A 13,401-nucleotide genomic window follows, 5' to 3' on the forward strand; every position below is an offset into this window, starting at 1 on the left:
GTGAAAATTCTCATTGATAATCAGGTATTCGAAAATCAGAAATTTGGAGGAATAAGCCGTTATTTTAATGAATTACAAAGAGATAATAATTCAATTGCAAAGATGGAATTATTCGTTAATAATATTCCAAGGAAGAAGGATCTTTATCAAAGGCTTCAGTCAAAATTAAATAGAACTTTGATTAAAGAAAAGCAAATATTACCTAATAAATATGATTTTTATAATTCTCAAATAAGGGAGCTTCAATTTGATATTTTTCATCCCACCTATTACGACAATTATTTTTTAGAACAGCTCACCAAGCCATTTGTTCTAACCGTTCATGATATGATCCATGAAAAATACGCGGAGTATTTTGGGAACAGTCAGGATTCATTTAATAAACGAAAGTTATGCAATGCGGCGACCAAAATTATTGCAATATCAAATTCAACCAAAAATGATTTAATGGATATTTTTGGAATACCGGAAGAAAAAATAGAGGTTATTTACCATGCAACAAATTTCGATTCGGTTATTGCTATCAATCCAAATCTTAATATTCTAGACAGTCGATATCTGCTTTTTACAGGTAACAGGAGTATCTATAAAAATTTCTTAACTTTTTTAATTGCTGTTGCACCAATTTTAAAAAATAATAAAGATTTACATTTAGTATGTACAGGTCCGGATTTTACCACTATTGAAAATCGATGGTTAGAAGAATTGGAAATAAAAGCTATGGTGATTAGCTATTTTTGCCAAAGTGATGGAGAATTAGTTCACCTGTATAAAAATGCGGAATGCTTTGTCTTTCCTTCTTTATACGAAGGTTTTGGTTTTCCTCTATTAGAAGCATTTGCATGTGATTGTCCTGTAGTTAGTAGTCTGGGAGGATCGCTAAAGGAAATAGCCGGAAATGCTGCTTTATATTTTGAGCCGAAAAACATTAGAGAAATGAGACAATCAATTAATAAGGTGCTTTCAGACGAGTTGTTTAAGAAAGATTTAGTTGAAGCAGGTAAACAAAGGTTGAAAGATTTTTCTTGGGACAAATGCCGAGAAGAAACTAATTTGCTTTATTCAAAGCTTTAGTAATTTGAAAATTATAGAATGATTAACTCAGTATCTAATATTAAAATAGCTCTTATCACAGGTGTAACCGGACAAGATGGATCTTATTTAGCCGAATTTTTACTTGCTAAAGGATATATGGTTCACGGTATTAAAAGAAGAAGTTCTTCATTTAATACAGATAGGATAGACCATTTATATCAGGATCTGCATGATAAGAATGTGAAATTTAAACTGCATTATGGTGATCTTAGTGATGCTATGAATTTAACTAGAATCATCCAGGAAGTTCAACCAGATGAAATATATAATCTGGGAGCAATGTCTCATGTAAAGGTAAGTTTTGATACTCCGGAATATACTGGTGATATAGATGGACTAGGCACGTTGAGAATATTAGAAGCTGTAAGGCTTTTAGGTTTAGGAAAAAAAACAAAAATATATCAAGCTTCAACATCAGAGTTGTATGGGAAAGTGCAACAAATTCCACAAGATGAAAACACTCCGTTTTACCCGAGAAGTCCCTATGGAGTTGCAAAACTTTATGCCTACTGGATCACTGTTAATTATAGAGAAGCCTATGGAATGTTTGCTTGCAATGGTATTTTATTTAATCATGAATCTCCGGTAAGAGGAGAAACATTTGTTACTAGAAAGATCACCAGAGCTACGGCGAGAATAGCTCTAAGTATGCAAGACACTTTATTTCTGGGTAATTTAGACGCGAAAAGAGATTGGGGCCATGCAAAAGACTATGTAGAAGCTATGTGGTTAATGCTACAGCAAGACCAACCTGAAGATTTTGTGATAGCAACGGGAGTCACCACTTCCGTAAGAGATTTTGTTAAAATGTCTTTTGCTCAGGTTGGAGTTCGTATTTTATTTAAAGGAAAAGGAATAGATGAAAAAGGGATTGTAGAACAAAGCGAGCATCCAGATTTTAAGATTGAGATTGGAAAAACAGTCATAAAAATTGATCCTAAATATTATAGACCTGCAGAAGTAGACATTTTAGTTGGAGATGCTTCTAAATGTAAGCGAAAATTAAATTGGAAACCTAAGTATAGTTTAGAAGAACTGGTAAAAGAAATGATGATTGGAGATCTTAAGAATTTTCAAAAAGAGAAATATCTTAAAGAAGGTGGTCATGATGTAATGAATTACCATGAGTAAGTAACAGCATAATGATGAAGAAAAATTCAAAAATATACATAGCTGGTCATTCCGGAATGGTAGGTTCTGCTTTATTGAGACATTTAATGGAGAAGGGGTTTACCAGCTTAATTTTTAGGACATCTCGCGAGTTAGATCTTACCAATCAGGCTGCTGTAGCAAAGTTTTTTAAGGAAGAATCTCCGGAATATGTTTTTCTAGCAGCTGCAAAAGTTGGAGGTATAGAAGCCAATAATACACAGAGAGCTCAATTTTTATATCAAAACTTGATGATTGAGAGCAATGTGATTCATCAGAGTTATCTTAATAATGTTCTAAAACTTCTTTTTTTAGCGTCATCCTGTATTTACCCAAAATATGCAGATCAGCCAATCAAAGAAGAAGCCTTGTTAAGCGGAAAATTAGAACCCACTAATGAACCTTATGCTATAGCTAAAATTGCTGGAGTTAAATTGTGTGAGAACTATAATAAAGAATATGGATGCGATTTTATTTCTGTGATGCCTACAAATCTCTATGGTCCTAATGATAATTATGATCTTAAGAACTCTCATGTTCTTCCTGCATTACTCCGAAAATTCCATGAAGCTAAAATTCAAAATTTAAAGAGTGTAGAAATATGGGGAACTGGAACTCCTATGAGAGAATTTTTGCATGTAGATGATCTAGCAGAAGCTTGTATCTACTTGATGGATATTTATAAAGGTAACATAAGTGTGAATATTGGTACTGGAAAAGATATTTCTATTCATGATCTTGCGTTACTTATAAAGGAGATTCTAGGTTATCAAGGTAAATTGGTTTGGAAGAAAGAAAAACCAGATGGAACACCAAGAAAACTACTAGATGTGAGTTTGATACATAGCTTAGGATGGGAACATAAAATTCAACTTAGGCAAGGAATAGAACAAGTTTATCATGAAAAATTCACCAGTGCTCATGAGTAGACCTTTAATCTCTATTATTACAGTTAACTTCAATGATCTGGAAGGATTAAAGAGAACTTTTAAAAGTGTTTTTAATCAAACCTGGAAGGAATTTGAATATATTGTGATAGATGGAGGTTCTAATGATGGCAGTGCCGAATTAATTTCAAGTCAAGGATCCAGTATTAATTATTGGATTAGTGAACCTGATTCTGGAATCTATAACGCTATGAATAAAGGAATTAAAGTAGCTAAGGGAGAGTATTTATTGTTTTTGAATAGTGGTGATTGGTTATTTGACAATATAGTTTTAGATAAAGTTGCAGATAAATTATCCGGTTATGATGTGCTTTACGGAAATATGGTAAAAGTTTTTTCTGACGGCAAACAACATTTTGACAAAGGGATAAACGGAAATGAAATAACCTTTAAAACTTTTGCTGAAGGTAATTTAAATCATCAAGCTACTTTTATTAATATTAATTTGTTCGATAAATATGGTCTCTATGATGAAACTATAGGAATAGTTTCTGATTGGAAGTTCTTTCTAATTGCTTTGGGAATGAATAATGCCAAGGTCAAATATTTAAATACTGAAATTTCATTTTTTGATATGAGCGGATTAAGTAGTGATTATAAAGCAAGAGATGAAGAAAGAATGAAAGTTTTGAAAGAAGAAATCCCTTTTCCTATCTATAGAGACTATTTGAATTTAAAAGAACAGGAAGCCACTTTAAATTCTCCAAGAATAAAAAAATTTATTAAAACGGATAATAACAGAATTTCAAAGAGATTACATTCTGTTATTTTCAGGATATTTTTTAAATAATTGTTTTAAACATTGATTTATGGGAGACCCTTTAATTTCTTTAATTATACCTACATATAATCGAGCTCATTTAATTGGTGAGACCTTAGATTCAATAATTGCTCAAACCTATAATAATTGGGAATGTATCGTTATAGACGATATCTCAAGTGATTATACCGAGAAATTAATGGAGTTTTATTGTAGTAGGGATAATAGAATAAAATACTTCTCAAGACCAATCAATAAGAAGAAAGGACCCAATTCCTGCAGAAATCATGGGTATGAATTAAGTAACGGAATATTTATAAACTGGATAGATAGCGATGACATTTTATTTCCCAAAGCTTTAGAAAAAAAAATATTAAATATTGGCACTAATGATATTGTTATTTCTACTCTACATTATATTGATGAGCATAAAAAGATTATACCCCAAAAACATCAATTTCGGTCTGCGAATCTAATTGAAGATTATTTAATAGGAAAAATAACATTCTATACCTTTACACCGCTATGGTCTAAGACATTTATTGAAAAACAATCTGAATTGTTTGATGAAAGATTATCAAATTTAGATGATTGGGATTTTAATTTAAGAATGTTATATTCTAAACCTAAAATGGTGTTCTTGGACGAGGCTTTGATTCTTTATAGAGTTCACAACGAATCTTTATCTCATGAAATTCATAAAATGAATTTTGAAGAAATAAAATCGGAAGTAAGAGCACGTAAAAAGCATGTTATGATTAACCTAAAAAATAAAATATTCAATGGAAATTCATATTATAAATTTATTTTAGGAAGAAACAAAAGTTTTTTACGAGAAGCATTTGTAGCCAATTCAAATACGAAATATTATCTTTTTCTTAATTTAATTTTTGTTCAATTAATTTTAAAAGAGTATAAAGGGATTACAAATAGTTTTCTTGCCTTGATTGGTTATACTTTAGTTGGAAAAGGTTACAGATTTTTGAAATGAAATTATTAATAATCACCCCTTATCTCTCTTATGTAGGAGGAACAGAAATTGAAACGCTAACAACAGCTCAAGCACTTGCTAATTCTGGGAAGTTTAAAAGAATTGAAATATTCTGTCCTCATAAACCTAACCATGAAAATTATTTAGATCTCTTTTCAAGTCCAAAAATTACATTTAGTACATATCCTGCTTTCTTCAAAAATGAAAATGTGAGAAAGATAAATAGAATTTTCAGGATCACTTTTAATCTAAAAACTTCGTTTCTTGAAAATACTTATTGGTTTTTAAAGAGGTTAAGAGGGTTTGATTATGCATACATTTTGGCCACGACTTCAGATTTATACTACATCCCTTTACTTAATAATTTTAATCGAAAAAATTGTATACTCAAATTCACTATCCTTTATCAAGAAAAATCTACCGAGTGGAGAAAACAGTATTTCAGATCCCTAAAAAATATAATTGTAACTAATCATTGTCACAAGGAGTTTTTGACTACAAGCTTTCAAAGCAATAATGTAGTTGTTCAGGATTTAATTATAGCTAATGAAAAAAACCTTTTACAAAATGTAACCACACGAAAATATACTTTTGGTTTACTGTGCAGATTTTCAAAAGAGAAAAGGATTGAACAAGCTATTAGATTAATAGAAAAGCTAAATGTAAATAATAAAAATGCTACATTAATAATACAAGGAGAGGGAGATGAAACATATTTTGAAAAGTTGAAGGAAATGATCAAATCTCTTCATTTAAATGAATTTATAACTTTAGTTAAGAGTAACATTCCTCCTGCTCAAACCCATTTGTTTTACCAAAATATATCTTTTTTCCTGATAACTTCTGAGTTTGAAACAGGCCCGTTAACTGGTCTGGAGGCAATGTCAGCTGGGATTCCTGTTTTATCTTACAGTGTTGGAGCTATGAAAACAAGACTTAAATATCATGACTTTCTGATTGTTAATGAATTCGAAGAAATGTGTGAAATAGCGAGTCAATTAATAGACTTAAAAAAAATAGAATATCAAACTCTTTCAAATTCCATAAGACAAACGTATATTTCCCAAAGCTCTAATTATCCTAAAATAGAAAAATTAAAGGATCTATTTTTTCAAAAATAACCCGATGGATAAATTAGTCTCCTTAATAATTCCGTGTTATTATGATGCAACATATATAGAGAAGGTCGTAAATTCAGCATTATCAGAAACTTATAAAAACACGGAGATAATAGTTGTGGATGAGGCTCTATAGATCACATCAAAGCTATCTTAGATGCCTATGTGTCTAAAGATATGAGGTTTTATTATTACACCAGGCCTTCAAATTTTCCTAAAGGTGCAAATTCTTGTAGGAACTATGGTTTTGATAAGTGTAATGGAGAATTTGTGAATTGGTTTGATAGTGAAGATCTTATGCTGCCCGATAATCTTCACCTAAAAGTTGATGCTTTAACTGCAGAACTCGACTTTGTAATTGCAAATAGTCTCAATTTTGATGAAGCCGGGAATAAATCCAGACCTTATTTTCTCGATTATGATCTACCCATAACTTCAGAAAATTTTATAAACGGAAAAATTGGCTGGATAACAACCAATGCTTTGCTTAGAAAAGAAAGTATAAAAAATAGATTTAATGAATATTTGAGATCGGGGCAGGAGTACAACTTTTTTTCTCGCTAACTTTTTTATACTACTAAAGGGAAATACCTTAAAGAAGATCTTTGTTATAGAAGAATTCATAATGACTCTATACAAACGGAATTTTTAATAAATTCTACAAATAGAAATCAAAATTTATTTTATAGCGAGCTCGAACTTTTAAAAGATTTAAAAGGAATCAGAACTATAAATATTGTAAATCGATCATTAAAACGCATCGTTCGCTTTTATTTTTACTAAGACCAAAATTTAAAATTGCTAAATATCAATTAAGAGTTCTTGCTATAATTCCCTTACCAAATAAAATTAAAATATACACTTTTTACTTATTCTTTTGCTTTTCTAATCTTTTTTTTGGTAGAGGTTATATCTTTGTCAAATAAATTAATGACTTATTAAATGTATGAAAATTCTCTAGTTTCTATAATTATAACATGTTATAACGATTATAAATTCATAGAGGAATCTGTGAATTCAGCAATTAATCAGACTTATCAAAATAAGGAAATTATAATTGTCGATGATGGCTCAAAGGAAAGAACTAAGTCTATCTTAAAAAGTTTAGAGGCTAAAGTCACAAAGATAATTTATCAATTTAATCAGGGTGTTAGTGTAGCCCGGAATATAGGGGTTAATGCTGCGCAGGGAAAATATATTATTATATTAGATAGTGATGATTTTTTTATGCCAAGTTTTTGTGAAAAAGCAATAAAAATTTTTAATAAAGAAAACGACGTTGTTAATGTTACATGCAAAGCGCGGTGGTTTTGGGATGATCTAGATTATCAGATATTTGAACCTGTTGGAGGAACAGTCGTTAATTTTCTTAAAAATAATTCCTCTTTAGCAAATTCCTTATTTACAAAAGATAAATTTTTAGAAGTAGGTGGGTATGATGAAAAAATGATTCATGGTTATGAAGATTGGGAATTTTTCATAAGGTTGCATGAAAAAGGTGGTCATACTTATGTAATACCTGAAATATTATTTAATTATAGAAAGAAGAAAATATCGAGATCTACAAAATCGCATAATTATAAATATGATCTTTTAGAATATATATATCTAAAACATTCCAATTTATATATAAATAATTTTGAAGTTTTTGTGAAAGATCAGTTGGCTAAAAGAAAATGGGAGGAAAAAGAGAAAATTAAGAATACTGAGAGGATCGATTTTTTATTAGGTAAAAATATTTTAAAGCCATTTCGATTTTTAAAATCGAAATTTAAAACATAGGACTTATATGAAAAATCCAAAGATCACCATTCTAATTGCAACTTATAATAGAGCAAGTTTGCTGCCCAACACGCTGCAATCTATACTTGCTCAAACCTATAGTTATTGGGAATGTTTGATTATTGATGATCATTCTACCGACGGTATTGAAAAAATAGTACAGGATTTTATTAATAAGGATAAACGTTTTAGCTACTACTTGAAATCTGAAAATTATAAAGTAGGACTTTCCGGAACTAGAAATTATGGGTTAGATCTTGCAGAGTCTCAAAAGTCAGAATTTATTCAGTTTTTTGATGATGATGATTTAATGCATCCTAAAAAGTTGGAACTTCAATTAAAAGGATTACTTGAACATCCTGAAAGCATGTTTTCTATTTGTGGAAGAAGAAATTTTGAAAATGAAGCTGAAATAAATTGGGAAGATTATCAACAAATTTTTCAGTCTAAATTATATTCCTTTGGCGAAGCATTTTTAATTGGAAAATTAAGATTAGTTGCTCAGGTATTTTTATTTAGAGCACAGTATTTAAAAGATCAAAGGTTTGATGAAAATTTACGATATGCAGAAGACTGGGAATTCTTTTCTAAATTGTTCCTAAAAAAAACTCCAAAGTATGAGGTTTTAGATCAAGTTCTTTTTTTTAGAAGAAAACATTTGAATTCTATGACAGAAGACTTGGATAGAACGGGTCTTCGTGCTTCCAATCTAAACACCGCAGTTAATAAAGTTTTTTACTTTTTAGTAGATCAGAAATGCCATACACCAAATAGTTTAACTTACTTTGGAAGAGTATTTCTCCTATATCATTACAGCTCTAATAATTTAGAATTGATAAAACAGATATCAAAGGAAGATAAAATGTTTTCTAAGTTGAGCAAAAGGCTACAAATGGCATTAAAAATTCATTATTTAATGAGGAAAATGATTCTTAGAATTCTAATTTATAATGCTAATTAAGAGGTTTAGATATTGGATAATTATAAGGTAACTATACTACTTGCAACTTTTAATCGTGCTCATTTAATTGAGGAGACCCTTAATTCTATTAAATCTCAAACCTATAAGAATTGGGACTGCATTATTGTAGATGATCATTCCACCGATGGCACTCCAAAAGTAGTAAGTAGATTAATTGCGGAAGATTCCAGATTCAGTTACTTCTTAAAGACCGAGGCCTATAAAAACGGACTTTCCGGCACTAGAAATTACGGTTTAGACATAGCCGAAAGTAGAGAAGCTAAATATATTCAGTTTTTTGACGATGACGATATCATGCATCCTCAAAAATTGGAATTACAGATCACTCCTTTTATAGAAAATCCGTTATTAAATTTTACTGTCTGCAAATTTGAGAAGTTAATTGAAGATGAAAATGGAGATCTTCACAGATTAAAACCTGAATTCAGTTTACACCATCGACACCTTGGAGATGCAATTTTAACAGGAAGGTTTAGAATGAATAATTTAGGTCCGATCTGGAAGATGACGGTTATAGAACAATTCAGGTTCGATGAAGAATTAGCTTATGCCGAAGAATGGGAATTATTTACCCGTTTAGGCTACCTATATCCAAATAATTATAAAGTGGTAGATGAATTTTTGTTTACCTATAGAAAGCATAATAAATCTCTAACTTTGGGAGGAGATAAAAATTATGAAAGAAGAAAAACATCTGCTATTATAAGAATAAAAATATTTGAATTTCTAACTAATAATAAATTGCATACTCCGGATAGTGTAAGATTTTTAACAGAATCTTTTTTGTTGAAAGCTTATCATCCAGAATTATTAAAAGAACTTTATTCGTATTGCGAGCAAGATCAAAATCTATCATCAAGGTATAAGTTTTATATAAAGGTGGCAATGAGTATTACTAAATTTTACAGAAAAATAATTATAAAATTAGGTTCTTGGATCTAGGAAAGCACTCAATGTAATGAATGAAAATGTGATTGTTTCCGTTATTATTCCAACCTACAACAGGAGCAGCCTTTTAATTGATTCTTTGAGATCTGTGGCAAAACAATCCTTGCACAACCTGGAGTGCATTATTATCGATGATGGCAGTGCAGATGACACTGAAGATATTGTTAATAGCTTTATAGAAAAAGATTCCAGATTTAAATACTTTAAAAGATCTTCAGAATATGCTATAGGAGCTTGTGGGTCAAGAAATATGGGCTTTGATCTAAGTAATGGTAAGTATATACAATATTTAGATGATGATGACCTGCTTTCTCGAGATAAACTTGAATTACAAGTAAACAACCTTGAAGATCAAAAATCTAAAAATGTTTTTACAACTTGCGATTGGGATGTATATTGGGAAAGTAAGGATTTCGAGCCAAAGAATATCTTTAATAATCAGAAAAAAATTTTGGCTGATGAATATCTAGATAAATTAGCTGAAAATGAAACTTTCATTCCTTATCACACTTTTCTAATTCCTCGCAATGTGGTTAAAAATGCAGGGCTATGGAATGTTGATTTGACTATTAACGATGATGCAGAGTTTATGTTGAGGATTTTATTGAATTCTGATGGATTAATAAACACTAAGGATTGCTATGTTCTTTATCGTACACATAATGAAAATAGATTAAGTTCTTCATATAATAAAGACAGTCTCAAATCAATTCTTAAAAGTTATGATATAATGAGCTCAAATTTAAGCTTGAGATCTTTGAAAAGCAGGAAATTTTTTAAATGGAGACTTAGGAGATTATTATTGGCGTTCTGGAGAACTGATAAATTGATATTTCTATCTTATAAGAATTTATTTGCTGAGTATGGTGTCTTCCTTGGAATTAGTTATTATTACCTTCTTAGAAACGATTTATATATGTTGGTCTACCCTTTATATAAAAAAGTAAAACGATCAATTAAACTCTAATTCTTATAGAATAAAAATTAGTTAAACTATAAAGAATGATGAAAATATGATTCAGAATTTAAAAGAAATAATCTATAAACGTTATAATATTAGTTTTTCAAAATCTGGAGATGATATTCAACTTTTTAAACTTATAAATTCCCATAAGCCTGGTTTATATGTTGACGTGGGTTGTTGGCATCCAATTAAAGCATCAAACTCCTATTTTTTTCATCTAAGAAAATGGAAAGGGATTTGTATTGATGCAAATCCAGAATTAGAAAGTCTCTATCGCAAATATAGAAAAAATGATATATTTCTTAATTATGGTGTAGGAACATCTAATATTGATCTTACTTTTCACTTTTTGAATGAATCCTATAGTTCGATGAATACGTTTAACTTAGACTTCATTAAATCAGAAGGTTTAGAGAATGAAATTAGAAATAGTATCAAAATTCCCGTTCTTAATTTGGCAGAGATTTTAGCAGATTACATAAAATCCTCAAATAGAATTGATTTTTTTGATATTGATGTTGAGGGGAATGATTTAGATGTTCTAAAATCTAACGATTGGATTAAGTTTAGACCTAAAATTGTTATGGTAGAAACTACTCAACCCCTAAAATTTGACCTTGATTCTGAAATCAATAATTATATGGGAAATGTTGGTTATTCTTTAATAGGGAAATCAGTGATTAATGGAAATTTAGGAAATTTATTTTTTCAAGATAAAAGAGTTTAAATGCGCACCGGAGTTAATCCAGAGAAATTTAAAACAGAAAAGAATGTTCATTACTTTCATAGGGTGATCGTTCCTGTGCATATTCCAGAGAGTTCAAATTTATATTACAAAGAAGCTATAGAAGTTCTAAAAGTCTGTCTTCAATCCTTATTCAATTCTATAAATCATGAGACTACAGCTATAACTATTATTAACAATGCATCTAATACAGAAGTTGAAGAAGTATTATCTGGTTATTATAAAGATGGACTTATAAATAAATATGTAATATATAAAGAGAACAAGGGAAAGGTTCATGCAATTATAAGTGAAGCTAGAGCATGTTTTGAAGATTATATTACTATTGCAGATAGCGATGTTTTATTTATGGAAGGGTGGGAAAATGCATGTTTTGAAATCTTCAATTCTTATCCCAAAGCAGGAGTGGTTTCTCCGGTTCCCTCTCAAAATTTATCGCTTTATTATAACCGCTCCTTATTTTATGATCTTTTCTTAAAGGGAAAAATAAAATATGGAAAGGTGGTAAGCGATTACGATTGTGAACTTTTTCTGAAAGGATTAGGAAATGCAGCCTTGCTGGATAGAAATAATGCTGAATATTCATGGAAGCAGAAACAATACTATTTAGATAAACCTACAAGGGCTATAGTTGGTGCAAACCATTTTGTTGCTACTTATAGACGAGAAGTTTTAATGTGGAATAAAGAATTTCCTCAGGAAAAATTTATGAAGGGTTATGAAGAAAACTATTTAGATTTTCCTGCAGATAGATTGGGTTGGTATAGACTTTCTACTCCCAAAACATTTGCTTACCATCTAGGAAATGAGTTAGATGAAGTAGTTTGTAAATCTTGTGACAAGCCTAAATCAAAAATTTTTCAAGAGAGTTTTAAAGCTTTAAGTAGACCTAGACCTTCAAATAACTCCTATAAAATGAAAAGAATATTTTTCAAAGTACTTAGAAGTATAAAACAACTTTAAAAAATGAATGATTCTTTTTTAGTAAGCATTATCATTCCAGTCTATAACAGAGAAAGTTTTCTTCAGGAAACTATAGAATCTGTTATAAATCAAACTTATAAAAAGTGGGAGTTAATATTGGTGGATGATGGTTCTTCTGATTCCTCTATATCAATTGCGAATACAGCTGCTCAAAAGGATATTAGAATTGTAAGCGTAAGTAGACCAAATACTAAATTAGGTGGAGGTAATTCCGCTAGAAATTACGGATTTCAAAAATCAAATGGTGATTTGATCAATTGGTTTGATAGTGATGATCTTATGCATCCTGAGTTTATAGAAAGAAAGGTTGAAGAATTTATAGATCATCAAGATTTGAATGTAGTTTTTACAAAAACTATAAGAACAGATTTTACTGAAGTAAATGTTCCCGATGAAAGGTTGAAATATAGTTCAACTTTTTTACACGATTATGTAGTAAGAAAAATAAGTTGGTATTTGCCAGATGCAATGTTTAGAAGGTCTTTTTTAGAAGATAAACAATTATTTGATGAAGACCTATTAGCAGGACAAGATCGAGATTTTTATATCAGATTATTTGCCAGAGAATTTCCTAAGTTTAAAATTTTAGATTTTTATGCTACCTACTATAGAATTCATCAAGATAGTATTTCAGAAAAAATTTATAGAGAAGCAAACATCAAGATGCAAGTTTCTCACTATAATAGCCTCATAAATCAGGTGGAGGTTTTGAATGAGTGTAATTTATTAGGTAAAAACTTAAAGCAACATTACTTACAGGAGCTAAAAAAAAGGCTTCCTGCGGTTATAAAAAGTAAAGCTTCATTATCTAAATATTTTAAGGAAGTAAAAAAACTTTCAGATCTTAATAAAACCACTGCAGAGACATGGCTTAAGTTATTTGTTGCGTATTTTAGCTTTCAGATATTTGGTAAAGGTGAACGTTTTTTAAAATAA

15 protein-coding genes are annotated in these 13,401 nt (G+C 29.9%); all 15 read left to right on the forward strand.

Annotated elements, in window-relative coordinates; genetic code table 11:
• The 15 genes from P163_RS09700 to P163_RS17865 all read left to right on the forward strand — a co-directional run bounded on the left by P163_RS09700 (nt 1) and on the right by P163_RS17865 (nt 13,401).
• The gene (locus P163_RS09700) at nt 1-1,074 is read left to right on the forward strand and encodes a glycosyltransferase family 4 protein (protein WP_034894210.1); all 1,074 of its coding nucleotides are present in this window, start codon (nt 1-3) and stop codon (nt 1,072-1,074) included.
• Between the two features lie 18 nt (nt 1,075-1,092).
• Nucleotides 1,093-2,226: a GDP-mannose 4,6-dehydratase gene (gene gmd, locus P163_RS09705; RefSeq protein ID WP_197055434.1), complete on the forward strand. Its 1,134-nt coding sequence runs from the start codon at nt 1,093-1,095 to the stop codon at nt 2,224-2,226.
• Between the two features lie 14 nt (nt 2,227-2,240).
• On the forward strand, nt 2,241-3,173 hold the full coding sequence (locus P163_RS09710) for a GDP-L-fucose synthase family protein (protein WP_034890215.1): 933 nt from the start codon (nt 2,241-2,243) through the stop codon (nt 3,171-3,173).
• Entirely contained in the window at nt 3,145-3,981 is an 837-nt protein-coding gene (locus tag P163_RS09715; protein ID WP_081891320.1) for a glycosyltransferase family 2 protein, read from the forward strand. The genes P163_RS09710 and P163_RS09715 overlap by 29 nt, the downstream gene beginning before the upstream one ends.
• Nucleotides 3,982-4,000: 19 nt before the next feature.
• Nucleotides 4,001-4,942, forward strand: coding sequence for a glycosyltransferase family 2 protein (locus P163_RS17850; RefSeq protein WP_051931201.1), 942 nt, complete (start codon nt 4,001-4,003; stop codon nt 4,940-4,942).
• Nucleotides 4,939-6,063, forward strand: a complete 1,125-nt coding sequence (locus P163_RS09725) for a glycosyltransferase (RefSeq protein ID WP_034890221.1) — start codon at nt 4,939-4,941, stop codon at nt 6,061-6,063. Before P163_RS17850 ends, P163_RS09725 begins: the two co-directional genes overlap by 4 nt.
• Before the next feature lie 4 nt (nt 6,064-6,067).
• On the forward strand, nt 6,068-6,196 hold the full coding sequence (locus tag P163_RS18725) for a glycosyltransferase (RefSeq protein WP_156100681.1): 129 nt from the start codon (nt 6,068-6,070) through the stop codon (nt 6,194-6,196).
• Complete coding sequence (locus P163_RS09730; protein ID WP_410503403.1) at nt 6,193-6,624, forward strand: glycosyltransferase; 432 nt, start codon at nt 6,193-6,195, stop codon at nt 6,622-6,624. The genes P163_RS18725 and P163_RS09730 overlap by 4 nt, the downstream gene beginning before the upstream one ends.
• A gap of 378 nt (nt 6,625-7,002) precedes the next feature.
• Complete coding sequence (locus P163_RS09735) at nt 7,003-7,842, forward strand: glycosyltransferase family 2 protein (RefSeq protein WP_034890227.1); 840 nt, start codon at nt 7,003-7,005, stop codon at nt 7,840-7,842.
• A 7-nt stretch (nt 7,843-7,849) separates the two neighbouring features.
• The gene (locus P163_RS17855) at nt 7,850-8,803 is read left to right on the forward strand and encodes a glycosyltransferase family 2 protein (protein WP_051931202.1); all 954 of its coding nucleotides are present in this window, start codon (nt 7,850-7,852) and stop codon (nt 8,801-8,803) included.
• Between the two features lie 12 nt (nt 8,804-8,815).
• Nucleotides 8,816-9,766 (forward strand): glycosyltransferase family 2 protein, encoded by a 951-nt coding sequence (locus P163_RS17860; RefSeq protein WP_051931203.1) that lies wholly within the window; start codon nt 8,816-8,818, stop codon nt 9,764-9,766.
• A 16-nt stretch (nt 9,767-9,782) separates the two neighbouring features.
• Nucleotides 9,783-10,739 carry a glycosyltransferase family 2 protein gene (locus P163_RS09750; RefSeq protein ID WP_034890231.1) on the forward strand — a complete coding sequence of 319 codons (957 nt, stop codon included), beginning with the start codon at nt 9,783-9,785 and terminating at the stop codon, nt 10,737-10,739.
• Between the two features lie 46 nt (nt 10,740-10,785).
• Nucleotides 10,786-11,463, forward strand: a complete 678-nt coding sequence (locus tag P163_RS09755; protein WP_051931204.1) for an FkbM family methyltransferase — start codon at nt 10,786-10,788, stop codon at nt 11,461-11,463.
• On the forward strand, nt 11,464-12,444 hold the full coding sequence (locus P163_RS09760; protein WP_034890234.1) for a glycosyltransferase family A protein: 981 nt from the start codon (nt 11,464-11,466) through the stop codon (nt 12,442-12,444).
• A gap of 3 nt (nt 12,445-12,447) precedes the next feature.
• Nucleotides 12,448-13,401 carry a glycosyltransferase family 2 protein gene (locus P163_RS17865; RefSeq protein ID WP_051931205.1) on the forward strand — a complete coding sequence of 318 codons (954 nt, stop codon included), beginning with the start codon at nt 12,448-12,450 and terminating at the stop codon, nt 13,399-13,401.

The sequence above is a fragment of the Gillisia sp. Hel_I_29 genome (genome assembly GCF_000744275.1).
Taxonomy (GTDB): Bacteria; Bacteroidota; Bacteroidia; order Flavobacteriales; family Flavobacteriaceae; genus Gillisia.

Excerpts from the sequence above, each read along its gene's own strand:
- P163_RS09735 (WP_034890227.1), top strand. The coding sequence starts at position 7,003 with ATGTATGAAAATTCTCTAGTTTCTATAATTATAACATGTTATAACGAT.
- P163_RS09750 (WP_034890231.1), top strand. The coding sequence starts at position 9,783 with ATGAATGAAAATGTGATTGTTTCCGTTATTATTCCAACCTACAACAGG.
- gmd (WP_197055434.1), top strand. The coding sequence starts at position 1,093 with ATGATTAACTCAGTATCTAATATTAAAATAGCTCTTATCACAGGTGTA.
- P163_RS18725 (WP_156100681.1), top strand. The coding sequence starts at position 6,068 with ATGGATAAATTAGTCTCCTTAATAATTCCGTGTTATTATGATGCAACA.
- P163_RS09710 (WP_034890215.1), top strand. The coding sequence starts at position 2,241 with ATGAAGAAAAATTCAAAAATATACATAGCTGGTCATTCCGGAATGGTA.
- P163_RS17850 (WP_051931201.1), top strand. The coding sequence starts at position 4,001 with ATGGGAGACCCTTTAATTTCTTTAATTATACCTACATATAATCGAGCT.
- P163_RS17865 (WP_051931205.1), top strand. The coding sequence starts at position 12,448 with ATGAATGATTCTTTTTTAGTAAGCATTATCATTCCAGTCTATAACAGA.
- P163_RS09725 (WP_034890221.1), top strand. The coding sequence starts at position 4,939 with ATGAAATTATTAATAATCACCCCTTATCTCTCTTATGTAGGAGGAACA.
- P163_RS17855 (WP_051931202.1), top strand. The coding sequence starts at position 7,850 with ATGAAAAATCCAAAGATCACCATTCTAATTGCAACTTATAATAGAGCA.
- P163_RS09715 (WP_081891320.1), top strand. The coding sequence starts at position 3,145 with ATGAAAAATTCACCAGTGCTCATGAGTAGACCTTTAATCTCTATTATT.
- P163_RS09755 (WP_051931204.1), top strand. The coding sequence starts at position 10,786 with ATGATTCAGAATTTAAAAGAAATAATCTATAAACGTTATAATATTAGT.
- P163_RS09760 (WP_034890234.1), top strand. The coding sequence starts at position 11,464 with ATGCGCACCGGAGTTAATCCAGAGAAATTTAAAACAGAAAAGAATGTT.